A 16,703-nucleotide genomic window follows, 5' to 3' on the forward strand; every position below is an offset into this window, starting at 1 on the left:
AACATTACCAAAGTTTCATGTGCCGGAAATGGCGTCGTAATGTGCGCCGCTCTAATTCTCGTTTCTTGAGGATGCCGATCAAGGCGCGTCCGTTTGAAAGAGGATAAGAGATCCATGAATATTGCCCCCAATTCATATTCCCTCACCCGCAAGCGTCTTCTGGCTGCCGTCGCGTCCGTCGCTGTCGCCGGCGCGATCGGATTTGGCGCGCTGACCAGTGGAACCAGCCCCGTTCTGGCTGACGCCGTGCGTGTCGAGGCTCCGCAGGTCCCGAGCTTCGCCGATGTCGTTGAGCGCGTTTCGCCAGCCGTGGTCAGTGTCAAGGTCAAGGCCAAGCTGCAACCGACAGCCGATGACGGTTCCGACGATCAGGGCGGTTTCGACAATCTTCCCAACAATCCGCAGCTGCGCCGCTTCTTCAAGGAATTCCGTGGCTTTGGTGACCAGGACCAGGGTGGTCAGAACGACGAAGGTCACCGCCGCTTCGGCCACCGCGACCGCAACAACGATCAGCCGCGCCCGGTGGCGCAGGGCTCCGGCTTCTTCATTTCCGAAGACGGTTATCTCGTCACCAACAACCACGTCGTCGAAGAAGGCACCGCCTTCACCGTGGTGACCAATGACGGCAAGGAACTCGACGCCAAGCTGGTCGGCACCGATCCGCGCACCGATCTCGCCGTGCTCAAGGTCGATGGCGGCGGCAAATTCACCTATGTCGACTTCGCCGACGATTCCAAGGTTCGCGTCGGCGACTGGGTCGTGGCTGTCGGCAACCCGTTCGGCCTCGGCGGCACCGTTACCGCCGGCATCGTTTCGGCGCGCGGCCGCGATATCGGCGCCGGCCCCTATGACGATTTCCTCCAGATCGATGCCTCGGTCAACCGCGGCAATTCGGGCGGCCCGACCTTCAATCTCAACGGCCAGGTGGTCGGCATCAACACCGCCATCTTCTCGCCCTCGGGCGGCAGCGTCGGCATAGCCTTCGACATTCCTGCCTCGACCGCCAAGCAGGTCGTCGGAGACCTGATGAAGAATGGCGCGGTCCAGCGCGGCTGGCTCGGTGTCGAAATCCAGCCGGTCACCTCCGACATCGCCGAATCGCTCGGTCTGAAGTCCAACAATGGCGCCCTGGTTTCGAGCGCCCAGGATGATGGCCCCGGCAAGAAGGCCGGCATTACCGCAGGTGATGTCATCACCCAGGTCGATGGCAAGGACGTTGCCTCGCCGAAGGAACTCGCCCGCCTGATCGGCGCCTATTCGCCGGGCAAGTCGGTTGACGTCACCGTGTGGCGTGACGGCAAGGGCCAGACGGTCAAGGTCGATCTCGGCAAGCTGCCCGCCAGCGACAAGCAGGCGTCGGGCGACCAGCAGCAGCAACCCGCCGCTCCGGCAAAGCCGGACACGCTGGCCGATCTCGGCCTCACCGTCACCAAGTCCGAAAACGGCAAGGGTCTGGTGGTGACCGACGTCGACCCAGACAGCGCAGCCGCCGATCGCGGCATCCAGCCGGGCGACGTCATCACCGCGGTCAACTCGGCGGAGGTCAACGGCACCGAAGACGTCACCAAGGCCATGGCCGATGCGGTCAAATCCGGACGCAAGTCGGTGCTGATGCAGATCTCCCGCGACGACAACAACCGCTTCGTCGCGCTGCCGGTGGCCAAGGGCTGAGACGACTTTTCCAATGCGGCGGTTTCAACACCCCCGAGTCGCCGCATGGGAAAGCAAGAAGGAGAGCCCGTTAGTCAGTCATCGCGCTCTTCTTCAGCGGCAGCGGGCTTCCCATCGCCTGCTGCCGCGCCCGCATATGACTGCCCATCACGCCCTCGTGCCCGAAGCCGATTGGTTCGGTGGTTGCGGGTACCGACATGACCGGGAACCGGCATGTCCTGCGTAACGACGCCACGGAACAAAGATTTTATCGCGCGCGCTCTCGATCCTCTTGATCGCGATGTGCTTTGGCAAAGGCTAAAATGCAGATGCCTGCTACTCAACCTTCCAGCGAAATCGCGTATAACGGCCCTATGAAGATTCTCGTCATAGAAGACGATCGCGAGGCTGCGGATTATCTGCAGAAAGCCTTTACGGAAGCGGGTCATACCGCGCATGTCGCGGGTGACGGCGAGACCGGCTTCGCGCTTGCCGATGCGGGTGATTATGACGTGATGGTCATCGATCGGATGATGCCGCGCCGCGACGGCCTATCGGTCATTGCCGCTCTCCGCTCCAGGGGCAACACCACGCCGGTGCTCATCCTGTCGGCGCTGGGCGAGGTCGATGACCGGGTCACCGGCCTGCGCGCCGGCGGCGACGACTATCTCACCAAGCCCTATGCCTTTTCCGAACTTCTGGCGCGCGTCGAGGTGCTGAACCGACGCGCCAGCGCCAAGGAGGCCGAGACCGTCTACCGGGTTGGCGACCTTGAACTCGACAGGCTGTCGCATTCTGTCCGCCGGGCGGCGCGCGAGATCACGCTGCAGCCACGCGAATTCCGTCTGCTCGAATATCTTATGCGCCATGCCGGCCAGGTGGTGACGCGCACCATGCTGCTCGAAAATGTCTGGGATTATCATTTCGATCCGCAGACCAATGTCATCGATGTCCACGTCTCGCGGCTGCGCGGCAAGATCGAAAAGGGTTTCGACAAACCCATCCTGCACACGGTTCGCGGCGCCGGCTACATGCTGAAGGGCGGCTAGGCGGCAGCATGGCGCTTTCCGTGCCCGCCATCATGAAGACGACGGCCGCACGGCTTTCGGCGCTGTATCTCCTGCTCTTCGCACTCTGCGCGGTGCTGCTCGTCCTCTACATGACTTCGCTCTCGGCGCGCATGTTGACCGCGCAGACGCAGGAGACCATCAACGACGAAGTGCTCGGCCTTGCCCGCGCCTATCAGCGCGGAGGCCTGCCGGTATTGGTCCGCGTGGTAGAGGCCCGCTCGCGCCAGCCCGGCGCCAACCTCTATCTGATCGCCGATGCCAACGGCCAGATCCTGACAGGCAATGTGCAGAGTCTTGAACCTGGTGTGATCGACACCGAGGGCTGGACGACCGAGCCGTTCTCCTACAAGCGTTTCGGCGAGGGTGAGCTTGATCGTCTGCGCAGCGGAACGTCGGACCAGGCGACGCCTCCTTCAACTGGCGATAATGCGCCGCCGCAGGCCGAAGGCGAAAAGGGTCACAACGCCATTGCCCTGGTGCTGCGGCTGCCGAACCAGATGATCATGCTGGTCGGCCGCGATCTCGGCGAACCGGAGCGGTTCCGTGCCGTCATACGCCGTTCGCTGGTGCTGGCGCTCGGCATGATGGGGGTGGGCGGCATCCTGATCTGGTTCTTTGTTGGCCGCGCGGCATTGAAGCGTATCGACGGGGTTTCCGAGGCAAGCCGGCGCATTATGGGCGGTGATCTCAGCGGCCGGTTGCCGGTGACCGGCGCCGGTGACGAGTTCGACCGGCTATCGGAAAACCTCAATGTCATGCTGGCCAGGATCTCCACGCTCAACGAAGGCCTGAAGCAGGTATCCGACAACATCGCGCATGACCTGAAGACGCCGCTGACCCGGCTGCGCAACCGGGCCGAAGCGACGCTTTCCGGCAAGCAGAAAACATCGGACTATCGGCAGGCGCTGGAAGGCACCATAGCCGAGTCCGACCAGCTGATAAAAACCTTCAACGCCATCCTGATGATCTCCCGGCTGGAGGCTGGGTATTCTTCCGAGCACACCAACCGCGTCGATCTGGCGGCGGCCGTGCGTGATGTGGTCGAACTCTACGAGCCCGTGGCCGAGGAGGCTGGCGTTGCGCTGGACGCCGAAGTGAACGATGGTTTTGTCGTTGACGGCAACCGCGAACTGATCGGCCAGGCGCTTTCCAACATCGTCGACAATGCGATCAAGTACTCAACCGATTCCACATCCAAGCCGGCGGTCCGTGTGGCGCTCGAACGCACGCATGGCGAGATCAGGCTTTCCGTCGCCGACAACGGCCAGGGCATTCCCGACGAAGCCGATCGCGCCCGGGCGACCGAACGGTTCGTACGGCTGGAGAAGAGCCGTTCGCAGCCCGGTTCCGGCCTTGGCCTCAGTCTCGCCAAGGCGGTCATGACATTCCACTACGGCCGGCTTGACCTGTTGCCTGGCAATCCGGGACTATCCGTGGTCATGAGTTTCCCCGCGCGGGAGGATCACTAATGGCTGCCATTGCCAAGCGGAGCAAGACAGACTGGTTGGTGAGCCTGGAAACCCCGCTTGCTCCGCTCGACGAGGGCCGGGCACGGCAGGAACTGTCCGAAATCGCGGACGCAGCGCGCGAAGAAGGGTTGACGCGGGCGGCCAAATTCCTGGCCGGCAAGGGGACGGCGCAGGATTTCCTGGCCGCCGTCTTTGACCTTTCGCCGTTCCTGCGCGATACGGCGCGCCGCCGGCCGCAAATCCTGGACGGCCTCTTCGACTTGCCGGTCGAGACCCGCCTGAAGGCGATCACCGCCGCGATCGACCAGGCGCCGCTGGCGGAAATGGTCTCGGAATCCGGCCTGATGATGGAGCTGCGCCGGCATAAGGCCGAGGCGCATTTCCTGATCGCACTCGCCGATCTTTCGGGCGAAGCTGAAACCTCGCTGACTGTAAGGCGGTTGAGCGATCTCGCCGACGCCTGCATCCGCGCGGCCGTCGATTTCCTGCTGCGTGACGCGCATGGCCAGGGCAAGCTCAAACTGCCCGACCTCGACAGTCCGTCGCATCAATCGGGCTGGATCCTGCTCGGCATGGGCAAGCTCGGCGCGCATGAGCTGAATTTCTCCTCCGATATCGACCTCGTCGTGTTCTTCGATCCGGAAGCGCCCGCAGTGGTCGATCCACTCGACGCCACCGACCTGTTTTCACGCCTGACGCGGCGGCTGGTGCGCATCCTGCAGGATCGCACCGAGCACGGCTATGTCTTCCGCACCGATCTGAGATTGCGTCCCGATCCCGGCTCGACGCCGCTCGCGATCCCCGTTGAAGCCGCGCTACGCTACTACGAAGCGCGCGGCCAGAACTGGGAACGCGCCGCGATGATCAAGGCGCGCCCGGTGGCCGGCGATCTCGCCGCTGGCGATGCCTTTCTCAAGGAACTCCAGCCCTATATCTGGCGCAAATACATGGACTACGCGGCTATTGCCGACGTCCATTCGATCAAGCGCCAGATTCATGCCCATAAGGGGCATGGCGAGATCGCCGTGAAGGGGCACAATGTCAAGCTTGGGCGCGGCGGCATCCGCGAGATCGAGTTCTTCGTCCAGACCCAGCAGCTCATCGCCGGCGGCCGCTTCCCGGAGCTGCGCGGCCGCGAAACCGTGCCGATGCTCGGTCAGCTCGCGGCTCGGGGTTGGATCACATCAGATGCGCGTGACGCGCTCGCCCGCCAGTACTGGTTCCTGCGTCGCGTCGAACACGCTATCCAGATGGTGGCCGACGAGCAGACGCACACGCTGCCGGAAGACGATGAAGGGCTGGAGCGCATCGCCCGCATGCTGGGCTTTGCCGACGCGGTCGTGTTTGCCGGGGCGTTCCGTGCCTCGCTGCAGCAGGTCGAGCGCCACTATGCCGCGCTGTTCGAAACAGCACCCGAGCTTTCGGCCGGCATCGGCAACCTGGTCTTCACCGGTGACGTCGACGACCCGGACACGCTGCGGACCTTGCACGGCCTCGGTTTTCAGAGGCCAAGCGATATCTGCCGTGTCATCCGCGGCTGGCATTTCGGGCGCTATCGCGTCACCCGGTCGGCGGAGGCTCGCGAGCGGCTGACGGAACTGACACCGGCACTGCTCAAGGCCTTTGGCCAGACGCGCCGGGCCGATGAGGCGCTGGTCCGTTTCGACGAATTCCTCGCCGGCCTGCCGGCCGGCATCCAGTTGTTCTCGTTGTTGCAGTCGAACCCCGCCTTGCTCAGGCTGATGGCGACGATCATGGGCGCGGCACCCCGGCTGGCGGCAATCATCACCCGCCGGCCGCATGTCTTCGACGGCTTGCTCGACCCGGCATTGCTGACCGAGCTTCCCGACCGCGTCTATCTCTCGGCGCGGCTGTCGGCCTTCCTCGAAGGCGACAGGGCCTATGAGGACGTGCTCGACCGGCTGCGCATATTTGCTTCCGAGCAGAAATTCCTGATCGGTGTGAGGCTGCTCGCCGGTTCGATCGATCCGGCCCGCGCCGGCCGCGCCTTCTCCGATCTGGCGGACCTGACCATCGCGGCTGCGTTGCAAGCGGTGACCGCCGAATTCGCGGTGCGCCACGGCACGATCGCCGGTGGCGTGGTTTCGCTGCTCGGCATGGGCAAGCTCGGCAGCCGCGAATTGACCGCCGGATCGGATGTCGATCTTATTCTGCTTTACGACCACGATGCGGATGCCGAGGACTCCGACGGTGAAAAGCCGCTGGCGCCTTCGCATTACTACACCCGCATGACGCAGCGGCTGATATCGGCTGTATCGGCGCCGACGGCGGAAGGGGTGCTCTACGAGCTCGACCTGCGTTTGCGGCCGTCCGGCAACAAGGGACCGGTCGCCACCCACATCGATGCCTTCAAGAAATACCAGCGCCAGGAGGCTTGGACCTGGGAGCACATGGCCCTGTCGCGGGCGCGGCCGATTGCTGGTGACCCCAGCCTGTGCGGCGAGGTCGAGGCGGAAGTTGTCGCGTTGCTCAGCCAGCCGCGCGATGCGGCGAAGGTGAGGGCGGAGGCGTCGGACATGCGTGCCATGATCGAGCAGGAAAAGGCGTCACGCGACCTCTGGGACATCAAGCTGATCCCGGGCGGTCTGATCGATCTCGAATTCATCGCCCAGGTGGCTGTCATCACCGGGCAGGTCGAGGCCGGGCCACGCGCCACCGGTACGGCCGAGATCCTGTCTCGCCTGACGCCACATTTCGCCAATGCCGGGATCAGGCAGGACCTTGGCGATGCTTACGCCCTCTATCTGGCGCTGACCCAGATGACGCGGCTGTGCCTTACCGGACCCTTCGAACGTGACGACGTTCCGCCGGGGCTTTCGGATCTGCTTCTGGCGGTCACCGACCTGCCGGATTTCGGTGTGCTGGAGGCACACCTCAAGGAGACGTCGCAAAAGGTCAGGAAGGATTTCGACCTTTTGCTTCGTGCCGGGGCTTCGTGATCAACGAGCTCGGCCGCATCGGGGGTGACGATGCAACAGGAGAAAACCATGAGAAAGACAACCAAGCTCGCAATTGCCTTCATCGCCCTGGCTGGAGCTGTCGGCGGCGGCGCCTATGCCGAGAATGTCGACAGCGCAACCATGCGTGAGCGCACCATGATGCGGCTCGACAAGGCGATGAAGGACAATAACGGCACTATCACCTTCGACCAGTTCTCCGATGTCATGGACGCGCAGCTCAAGAAGCTCGTGGCTGACAATGGCGGCAAACTGACTGTCGCTCAACTCGCCGACGCACTGGAGAAGGCGCGCTTCGAACGTATGGCAAGGCGCATCATCGCCCGTTACGACAGCAAGGGCGACGGCACGCTGACATCAGATGACATCAGCGGCCGCGAAAAGAAGCTTTTCGCGATACTCGACAAGAACAATGACGGAAAGATCGAGAACCGCGAGCTGCCGAAGAGCGGGCGCTTTGGCCGTCATCGTCAAGGAGACGACGACGAAAACGGCATGCAGTGAGGCTGGCTGACGCAGGCTCCGGGCCGTCAGCCGGAGCCTGCCGCTCAGGCCGCGGCTTTGACCGCAGGCGGAGCCTTCTTCACCGGAATGCGCACCGACACGATCGTGCCGACGCCTTCGGTGGAACGGATCTTCAGTGCGCCGCCTTGCAACTCGGCCAGCGAGCGGGAAATGGCAAGACCAAGTCCGGAGCCGGCATGGTTCTTGGAAAACTGGTTCTGCACCTGCTCGAAGGGGCGCCCGAGCTTGCCGAGCGCTTCCTTCGGGATACCGCAGCCATTGTCCTCGATCGTCAGCACCAGTGCGCCTGACGTGTTGCGGGCCCTGACCGATATGTGGCCGCCTTGGCCGGTGAATTTCACCGCGTTGGACAGGAGGTTGATGACGATCTGCTTGATCGCCCGGCGATCGGCGAACAGCGTCAGCGCGTCGGCGATACGCGTTTCCACGGTGATCGCCTTCTGCGCCGCCTGCAGCGACACGACACGCACGGTTTCGCTGATCAGCGGACCGAGATCGATCTGTTCCTGGTCCAGCGAGAACTGGCCGGCCTCGATCTTGGACATATCGAGAATGTCATTGATGACGCCGAGCAGGTATTTGCCGCTGCTGTTGATGTCGGTGGCGTACTCCTCGTAGCGCTCCGACCCCAGCGGGCCGAACAGCCTTTGTTCCATCAGTTCGGAGAAGCCAATGATGGCATTGAGCGGCGTGCGCAGTTCATGCGACATGTTGGCTAGGAATTCGGATTTGGCCCGGTTCGCCGCTTCGGCGCGCTCGGTTTCCTTCATGTATTTGCGGTTGAGGTCGACCAGTTCGCGCGACCGTTCCTCTTCGGCCCGCCGTGCGAGGCTGAGATCATGGATCGTCGCCATCAGCCGGCGCTCGCTGTCGACCAGCTTTTCCTGATGCAGCTTGATCTGGGTGATGTCGGACCCGACCGAGACGATGCCACCGTCTCTGGTCCTGAGTTCGTTGACCTGCAGCCAGCGGCCGTCGGACAGCTGCCGCTCGAACGTGGCGCCGCCCTGCGGGCCATTGGTGTTGGCAAGCCGGCGCTCCGAAGCAAAGGCCAGCATCCGCTCTTCCAGCGACACGCGCGTCACACCTGGCATCACGTCGCGATCCGAGAGCCCGTTGTCCTGCTGGTATTTGGAATTGCACATGATCAGGTTCTGAGCCGAATCCCACAACACGAAGGATTCATTGATATTTTCGATCGCGGTCCTGAGGCGAAGATCGGCCGCTTCGGAGCGCAGCGCCAGATGCCGTTGCTCGGTGACGTCGACCGCGATGCCGATCAGCTGGATCTCCGGCGCTTCCGGATCCATGACTTGGGCCCGGGCGCGCATCCACACCCACTGGCCATCGGCATGCCGCATCCGGAACACCTGGTCGATGTGATCGATCTCGCGTGCGACGATCCTGTTGGCGAGCTCGAACAGGTCGCCGTCCTCGGGATGAATGATCTCGTCGACCTCGCCGAACGATAGCATCGTCTCGCAGGGTTCGTAGCCGAGCATGTCGTACATCGAGCGCGACCAGTACATCTTGCCGCGCACCATGTCCCAGTCCCACAGGCCGCAGCGGCCGCGAACCAGCGCCATGTCGATACGCTGATGCGCTTCGAGATAGATGCGGTCGGCAGCCTGCGCGCGCGCCGCCTGTCCGAAATAGGCATAGAGGATGATGATCAGCACTCCGGCCGTCAGCACGAACAGGGTGACGTTGAGCGAGACGGTCTTGCGCCACGTGTCGAAGACCGCTTCCTGCGGCACCAGAGCCGCGGCGGCTCCCTTCCTGTCCTTGGACAGGCTGACCGCCGCGTACCAGTCCTCACCGCCGATGTTGACCTCCATGACACCGGCGCGATCGCCGAACATGAACAGGGGTTGGCCGCCCTGGACGAGGCCGTCGAGCGAATGGCCTTGCCAGGGCACGGAACGTGGTGTCACCGCGGTGATCTTGAAGGCACTGTCGGTGATGACGAGCACATGGCTGCGGCCCATCGCGCCTTGGCGGCTGGTGGTCTCCAGCAGGTCCTGGGTGGCGCCCGGCAGCGTGTCCGATGTCGTGGCGAGCGAGCTGGCGAGCTGCGCGGCGCCCAGCGTCAGGATCGCCTTGGCATCGCGCTCGATGTCGTCGCGCTCGTTCATGAGCGAGAGCACGCGCAGCGCCGCGATGACGAGGAGGAAGATGACGATGAGGGCTGGTATCGACCGGCGCAAAAGCGGTTCAGCCGCCAGAAGACGCTTGTAGGCTGGTTCGGCGATGAGCCGCGTATTCCCGGCAAGGCCGTCGCTGCGCGTCTCGCGACGCGCAAAAGCTATCCCTCCGGGCGCGCCCCACGCGTCCGCCTTCGCCATAAATGGCACTCCCCGATTTCCAGTATGCCGCATTTCTATGTGCTGGTGATCCGGCAACACCGCACTTCCGAATCGCCATTAAAGAATCAAAGGTGATTCGCCTTGTCCAGTGCTCCGGCGAAAAAAGATTAAAAATCGACTAAAATACCGGACTTTGGCGGTGAGGCGGCTTGGCTTTCTCTCGTACGGGACAAGGCAGGGGACGCCTATGCCAGTGTGCGCTCGACAATGTCGCGCAGGTCCGCCGACAGGTTTTCGGTATTGGCGATCGAAACCAGTGCTTCCCTGGCCTTGGCTTGCCGGCCCGGTTCGAGAGAACGCCAGGACCTGAGCGCCGTCGCCAGCCTAGCCGCCACTTGCGGGTTGCGCTTTTCGACCTCGAGCACCGTCTGCGCTAAGAAACGGTAACCTTCGCCGTCGGGGCGATGGAAGCCGGTCTGGTTGGCGCTTGAGAATGTGCCGATCAGCGAGCGCACCCGGTTCGGGTTGCCCATCGAAAACCCCGGATGAGCGGTCAGGGACCGAACCGTGTCGACAGCCTGCGGCCCCGGCACGCTGGCCTGGATCTGGAACCATTTGTCCATGACCAGCGGGTCGGATGCATATGTCTTTTCGAAAGCCGCCAGCGCCTTTTTCGCCTCTGGCGATCCGTGGTGACGATGCGCGAGAACGGCCAATGCGGCCGCGCGGTCGGTCATGTTGGTCGCGCACTGGAAATGCCCGGCCGCCAATGCCGCCCCGCCAGGCAGCAGCGAGAGATAATCCAACAGAATGTTGCGCAAGGCGCGTCGTCCCGCGCTCGCCGCGTCGGGGCTGAAGGCGTTCTTGTCGGCAAGGCTGTCGTAGAGGCCGGAAAATGCCTCGCCATTGGCCGTGCCGATCGCCAGCGCAAGCGCGTGGCGGGCGGTATGGATGGCGTCGGGATCGATGTTCTTACCGATGTCACGCGCGATGTCGGCGTCGCCAGGCAGCGCCAGGGCAAGGGCCCGATAGGCCGGCTCCAGTGTCTCGTCGCTGGCGATGCTGCCGGCAAGCTCGGTCAGCCGTGGGGCGAAGTCCGGCTGCTTGCCGCCGAGGATCTGGCGGAAGGCAGCGATCAGCGCATCGGTGAGCAGCGTGTTGAAGGCCTGCCAGCGCGAGAAGGCGTCGCTGTCATGGCGGGCGAGGAAGAACTGGTCGGCAGCCTTCTGCTCGACCGATAGCGTCACCGGTGCCGAAAAGCCGCGGTTGAGTGACACCGCCGGTCGTTCGGCAACGCCAGAAAAACGCACCGTGTGGCGGCGCTTGCGGATATGGATGACGCCGTCCTCGACGCTGGCGCCCTCGACGCCGCTATATCGAACCGGCTTGCCGCCGGCGCCGATCAGGCCGAAGGCGAGCGGGATATGCATCAGCCGCTTGCGGCTTTCCGACGGTGTCGGCGGCACCGACTGCTCGATCTCGAGCGTGAATTCCTGTGCGGCCGGATTGTGCGTCGAACTCACCGTCAGGTTGGGTGTACCAGCCTGGTGATACCAGAGCGCGAATTGCGAAAGGTCGCGGCCGGACGCCTCCTCGAACACTTTGATGAAGTCCTCGATGGTCGCGGCTTCGCCGTCGTGGCGTTCGAAATAGAGGTCCATGCCGGCGCGAAAGACGTCGGCCCCGAGAATGGTGCGGATCATGCGCACCACTTCGGAGCCCTTTTCGTAGACGGTCGCCGTATAGAAATTGTTGATCTCGCGGTAGCGGCGCGGCCGCACCGGGTGCGCCAGCGGTCCCTGGTCCTCGGGAAACTGGTGGGCACGCAGCGTGCGCACTTCGGCGATGCGCTTGACCGCGCGCGAGCGCTGGTCGGCGGAGAAATCATGATCGCGGAAGACCGTCAGCCCTTCCTTCAGGCAAAGCTGGAACCAGTCGCGGCAAGTGATTCTATTGCCTGTCCAATTGTGGAAATACTCATGCGCGATGATCGCCTCTATATTGGCGAAATCGGCGTCGGTCGCCGTCTCCTGGTCGGCCAGCACGTATTTGTCGTTGAAGATGTTGAGGCCCTTGTTCTCCATCGCGCCCATGTTGAAGTCAGACACGGCGACGATGTTGAAGACGTCGAGGTCGTACTCGCGGCCAAACGCCTCCTCGTCCCATCGCATGGACCGCTTCAGCGCGTCCATCGCGTAGCCGGCGAGCGCCTCCTTGCCGGGCTCGACATAGATACCGAGCTCGACCTTGCGGCCGGACATGGTCACGAAACTGTCGGCGACCTGCCCGAGATTCCCGGCCACCAGAGCGAACAGGTAGGACGGCTTGGGGAAGGGGTCGTGCCAGCCGGCGTAGTGCCAGCCATCGGCGAGATCGCCGTTTTCGACCGGATTGCCGTTGGACAGGAGCAGCGGCGCCTCGTCGCGCCGCGCCTCGATCCGCACCGTGTAGACCGACAGGATATCGGGGCGATCCAGGAAGTAGGTGATGCGGCGAAAACCCTCCGCCTCGCACTGCGTGCAGTAAACATTGTTCGAACGGTAAAGGCCCATAAGAGCCTCATTGCTGGCCGGCGCCAGTTCGGTTTCGATCAGCAGTTGGAAACGACGTGCGGCCGGCGGCTTGAGCAGGGTCAGTTGGTCCGGGCTCGCCAGCAGATCAGCCGGTCTCACCGTCTTGCCGTCGATCTCGACGCGCTTGAGCGTCAACCCATCGCCGTCGAGCACCAGCGGAGCCGATTTCGATATCCCCTCGCGGCGCTCTACGGTCAGTATCGCGGCGACGACGGTGGCCTGTGGCGAAAGACGGAAGTCAAGGTTGGTTTCCGGAATGAGGTAGTCGCTGGGGCGATAGTCCTCGAGTTTGAAGACCTGGCCTGTGTCGGTGCGCATTCCCTGGCTTTTCCTGTCTTTTCCGGGGACCGGACATGTTTTGGCTGGTCCAAAAAATTCAAAGTCCGCGCTCTTTACACGAAACACACCCTCGACAAAACTGCGGCAGAGCCTAATTCAGGCCTTCCTTTCATCATAGCGAGGGCAGTCATGACCGCCGTCACACCGAAATTCGGAATGGGCGCTTTCGTTCGGCGCCCCGATAATTTCCCGTTCTGCCATTTCGAGACCCGCAACGTGCCCTCGGCGGCGGGCAGAGACGCATTGCCAAAGTGACATCCGGGGCGGAGGCGCAACCAGAAACCACCGGCGGCCACGGTACGCTCAGGGGCATCGTGCTGAAGATCGTCTCCGTGGCGGTTTTTGTCGGCATGCAAACCTGTATCAAGGCGGCGGGCGACGTGCCTGCCGGGCAGATCGTCTTCTTCCGTTCCTTCTTCGCCATCTTCCCGATCATTGCCTTCCTGGCATTGAAAAGACATCTGGCCACGGCGTTCGTCACGAAACGTCCATTCAACCACGTCGCGCGTGGCGTCGTCGGCGTCGGTGCCATGGGGCTCGGCTTTTTCGCGCTCACCAGGTTGCCGTTGCCGGAGGCGATCACCCTGAACTATGCACAGCCGCTGCTGGTCGTGGTGTTCTCCTCGGTGTTCCTTGGCGAGACGATCCGTGTTTATCGCTGGAGTGCCGTCGCGATCGGCCTCATCGGCGTGCTCATCATTTCCTGGCCGGAACTGACGCTGCTCAATTCGGATCAAGGGCTGGACGACCAGGAGGTCCTGGGCGTCATGGCCGCGCTGGCGGCCGCGGCAATCTCGGCTGTCGCCATGTTGCTCGTGCGCAATCTCGTGCAGACAGAGAAGACGGCCACCATCGTGCTGTGGTTCTCGTCAACGGCGAGCGTGCTCTCGCTGCTGACGCTGCCCTTCGGCTGGCAATCGCTGACGCCGGCGCAAGCAGCACTGCTCATCATGGCCGGCTTTTGTGGCGGCCTCGGCCAGATTCTGATGACCGCGGCCTATCGCCATGCCGAAGCCTCGGTCGTGGCGCCTTTCGAATACACTTCGATGATCCTTGGCGTCGTCGTCGGCTATTTCGTTTTCGGCGACGTGACCTCGTCCGGCACGCTGGTCGGTGGTGTGATCGTGGTGGCCGCCGGCATCTTCATCATCTGGCGCGAACGGCAACTGGGTCTGGAGCGCACCCGCACCCGCAAGGCGGCCCTGCCGCAGGGATGATCACGACCGTTCCGTCCGCTCTTTCGCCAACCGCACCAACACCGCTCTTGTCTGTTCGTCGGCCGGGAAGAACGACTCGATCGCCAGTTCAGAAAGCGTCACATCCAGCGGTGTGCCGAACACGGTAATGGTGCTGATGAAGGAAAGCACCGTGTCGCCATGGGCAAGCCTGAGCGGGTGCACGATGGCATTCGGCTCGATCGGCGCCGGCCGGCTGCTCTTCAGGCCGGAGGGGTAGCCGCGAAGCTCTTGCTCCAATGCGATCAGCTCCGGGTCGCCGGCGGCATCGTTCTGATGCTTCAGCCGTTCGAGCAGGTGGATGCGCCATTCCTGGAGATTCACGATACGCGGCGCGACACCACCTGGGTGCAGGCTGAGCCGCAGCACATTGACGGGTGGCTGGAGCAATGAGGGCTCGGAAACATCGGCCAGGAATGGCCCGATTGCCGCGTTGGCCTTAACCAGGTTCCAATGCCGGTCCATCGCCAATGCCGGAAACGGCTCATGCCCCTTGAGCACCATCTCGACCGCCGCCATTGCCGGCGCCAGTGTCGTATCGGTGAGCGGCCGTTCGCTGAAGCTCGGCGCGAAGCCCGCGGCCAGCAGCAATTGATTGCGTTGCCGCAGTGGGATCGCAAGCTGCTCGGCCAGATGCAGCACCATGTCGCGCGAGGGTGCGGCGCGACCGCTTTCGACGAAAGAGAGATGCCGCTGCGAAATTTCGGCTTCCATGGCGAGGCCGAGCTGGCTCATGCGGCGCCGCGTGCGCCATTCGCGGATGAGACTGCCGGCGGAGGTTTGAGGCGTTGTCATGGGAGGATGGTTAAGCCTCGGGCCAAAGCATTTCAATTACCTGCGAGGTCATCGCTAGGAGAGCGCCCGCAGCTTCGCCTTCACCTCGAGAAAATCCCGCCACGCGAGCTTCTTGTGTGCGGGCGTCCGCAAGAGATAGGCCGGGTGCAATGTCGGCATGGCCGGAATAGCAATGCCGGACGCCGTGGTGTGGACGCGCCAGTTGCCGCGCAGCCGCAGGATTCCTTCCGAGGTGTTGAGCAAGGTCTTGGCCGACGGACCGCCGAGATTGATCAGCACCTTGGGATTGACCAGCTCGATCTGACGCTCGATGAACGGTCGGCAGATCTCGGTCTCGTGCGGCGTCGGCGTGCGGTTGCCAGGCGGCCGCCAGGGAATGACATTGGCGATGTAGACCGAGCCTCGGTCGAGCCCGATCGCGGCCAGCATGCGGTCGAGCAGGCGGCCCGAGCGGCCGACGAAGGGCAATCCTTCAATGTCCTCGTCGCGGCCGGGGGCTTCACCGACCAGCATGACAGCGGCTTGCGGGTTGCCGTCGGCGAATACCAGGTTCTTGGCGGTGGCCTTGAGATTGCAGCCCTCGAAAGCGGCCATGTGCTGGCGCAGCTCGTCCAGGGATGCCGCCGCGTTCGCCAGTTGGCGCGCCAGCGCCGCCTGCGCCTCGTCGGGCACGGCCGAGGTCGACGGGCGCGGGGCCGGAGCATCCGGCACGGCGCGCCCATCGAGCCGCGGCGGAGCCGCGGGCGGCTGCTCTGGTGCGCTGCTTTCGCGTGGCGTCGCCGTCGGCATGCGCTGCGCCGGCTTCGGCGCGGCCTCCGCGAACCGGTTTACCGGCGCATCCTCCAAAGCCTCGTCAACACCCGCGCTGGCATAGAAGGCGAGCAGATCGGCGAAATCGACCGGATGGTTGGGAGAGGCGGCAGTCATGGCCGCACCATCGTCCGGGCGGCGCCAATTTGCAACCTCGGGAAGGCCGTGGCGGCAGCCAATCCCGCTGCCAAGGAGACGTCGCGGTCTAGCCAGTGGGTATGCGTGGATCCTGCACGAGATAGAAGGTCCATCGCGGCGTGTAGTCGGTCATCAGGAATTCGAAGCGGGCGATCTTCAGCGGATCGACCTTGCCGTTCTTGAACAGCAGCCGATCATAGGGTTCGAACTCGCGATCGAAATCGGCGAAATTGCTCGACCAGATATTGTCAGGTGTCTTGTTGCGCTGGTCGAACGAAAGCCCGTCTCCGAACACGCTTGGCTGGTCCAGTATTTCCTGCAGCTCGAACTGGAATTCAATCCAGCCCTGGCCGCTGTTGTTGAGCACGTCTATGCGCATATACATGATGCCGTTGGCGAACTCCCCCGCCTTGCCGAATGTCTGGATCGGCTTTGTGGTGCGGATGGTCAGCGTCACAGGTGTCGCCGAATTCAGCTCTTCGGTGATAACAAGCGGATCGTCCTTGGTTCCGATGCCGGAGGCCCCGGTGATGCGGAAACCGCCAAGCTCGTCGGAGAATGAGTACGCGCCTGTCGACCAGACCTTCACTTCATCGGCGACGGCATGATCCGGCGCCAAAGCCAGAAGGGCCAAAGTAATCGCCCGGCAGGCCCGGCCGGGCGTTGATGGAAAGCGCGTCGAAGAGAAGCCGCCTGGCCCGGGAATGCGCATGGCGGGAAGTATGGCCGATAAGCAAGCCGTCGAACAATAAAAAACGCAAGTTTGGCGGGTCGCGCCGCGCGGAAGCGGCTTGCCTGCCGCGGAATGCGCGACT

General features: G+C 63.4%; 12 protein-coding genes. 6 read left to right on the forward strand and 6 right to left on the reverse strand.

Features of this window, described 5'->3' with window-relative positions; translation table 11 throughout:
- The first annotated feature begins 114 nt into the window (after positions 1 to 114).
- Entirely contained in the window at positions 115 to 1,671 is a 1,557-nt protein-coding gene (locus FJ960_RS23405; protein ID WP_140506059.1) for a Do family serine endopeptidase, read from the forward strand.
- A gap of 70 nt (positions 1,672 to 1,741) precedes the next feature.
- On the opposite strand, the gene FJ960_RS30195 is transcribed toward FJ960_RS23405, so the two are convergent.
- Entirely contained in the window at positions 1,742 to 1,870 is a 129-nt protein-coding gene (locus tag FJ960_RS30195) for a hypothetical protein (RefSeq protein ID WP_281405565.1), read from the reverse strand.
- Positions 1,871 to 2,024: 154 nt separating this feature from the next.
- Here FJ960_RS30195 and FJ960_RS23410 point away from each other — a divergent pair, with 154 nt between their 5' ends.
- From FJ960_RS23410 to FJ960_RS23425, 4 genes are read left to right on the forward strand one after another with little or no spacing between them, the layout of a single operon-like run.
- Complete coding sequence (locus FJ960_RS23410; protein ID WP_023771592.1) at positions 2,025 to 2,699, forward strand: response regulator transcription factor; 675 nt, start codon at positions 2,025 to 2,027, stop codon at positions 2,697 to 2,699.
- Positions 2,700 to 2,707: 8 nt separating this feature from the next.
- Positions 2,708 to 4,189: an ATP-binding protein gene (locus tag FJ960_RS23415; RefSeq protein WP_140506057.1), complete on the forward strand. Its 1,482-nt coding sequence runs from the start codon at positions 2,708 to 2,710 to the stop codon at positions 4,187 to 4,189.
- Entirely contained in the window at positions 4,189 to 7,149 is a 2,961-nt protein-coding gene (locus FJ960_RS23420) for a bifunctional [glutamine synthetase] adenylyltransferase/[glutamine synthetase]-adenylyl-L-tyrosine phosphorylase (protein WP_140717069.1), read from the forward strand. Before FJ960_RS23415 ends, FJ960_RS23420 begins: the two co-directional genes overlap by 1 nt.
- Positions 7,150 to 7,197: 48 nt before the next feature.
- Positions 7,198 to 7,671, forward strand: a complete 474-nt coding sequence (locus tag FJ960_RS23425; protein WP_140717071.1) for a hypothetical protein — start codon at positions 7,198 to 7,200, stop codon at positions 7,669 to 7,671.
- Positions 7,672 to 7,715: 44 nt separating this feature from the next.
- On the opposite strand, the gene FJ960_RS23430 is transcribed toward FJ960_RS23425, so the two are convergent.
- Positions 7,716 to 10,037, reverse strand: a complete 2,322-nt coding sequence (locus tag FJ960_RS23430; RefSeq protein WP_140717073.1) for a PAS domain-containing sensor histidine kinase — start codon at positions 10,035 to 10,037, stop codon at positions 7,716 to 7,718.
- A 206-nt stretch (positions 10,038 to 10,243) separates the two neighbouring features.
- Positions 10,244 to 12,889, reverse strand: a complete 2,646-nt coding sequence (gene pepN, locus FJ960_RS23435; RefSeq protein ID WP_140717075.1) for an aminopeptidase N — start codon at positions 12,887 to 12,889, stop codon at positions 10,244 to 10,246.
- Positions 12,890 to 13,161: 272 nt separating this feature from the next.
- On the opposite strand from pepN, the gene FJ960_RS23440 reads away from it, so the two are divergent.
- Entirely contained in the window at positions 13,162 to 14,127 is a 966-nt protein-coding gene (locus tag FJ960_RS23440) for a DMT family transporter (RefSeq protein WP_140717088.1), read from the forward strand.
- On the opposite strand, the gene FJ960_RS23445 is transcribed toward FJ960_RS23440, so the two are convergent.
- The 3 genes from FJ960_RS23445 to FJ960_RS23455 all read right to left on the reverse strand — a co-directional run bounded on the left by FJ960_RS23445 (position 14,128) and on the right by FJ960_RS23455 (position 16,600).
- Positions 14,128 to 14,940: a helix-turn-helix transcriptional regulator gene (locus FJ960_RS23445; protein ID WP_140717090.1), complete on the reverse strand. Its 813-nt coding sequence runs from the start codon at positions 14,938 to 14,940 to the stop codon at positions 14,128 to 14,130.
- A gap of 54 nt (positions 14,941 to 14,994) precedes the next feature.
- A complete protein-coding gene (locus tag FJ960_RS23450) occupies positions 14,995 to 15,867 on the reverse strand; it encodes a uracil-DNA glycosylase (RefSeq protein ID WP_140717092.1) in 873 nt (290 codons plus the stop codon).
- 88 nt (positions 15,868 to 15,955) lie between these two features.
- Positions 15,956 to 16,600, reverse strand: a complete 645-nt coding sequence (locus tag FJ960_RS23455) for a hypothetical protein (RefSeq protein WP_140717094.1) — start codon at positions 16,598 to 16,600, stop codon at positions 15,956 to 15,958.
- Between the last annotated feature and the right edge of the window lie 103 nt (positions 16,601 to 16,703).

The sequence above is a fragment of the Mesorhizobium sp. B2-3-11 genome (assembly GCF_006442215.1).
Classification (GTDB): Bacteria; Pseudomonadota; Alphaproteobacteria; order Rhizobiales; family Rhizobiaceae; genus Mesorhizobium; species Mesorhizobium salmacidum.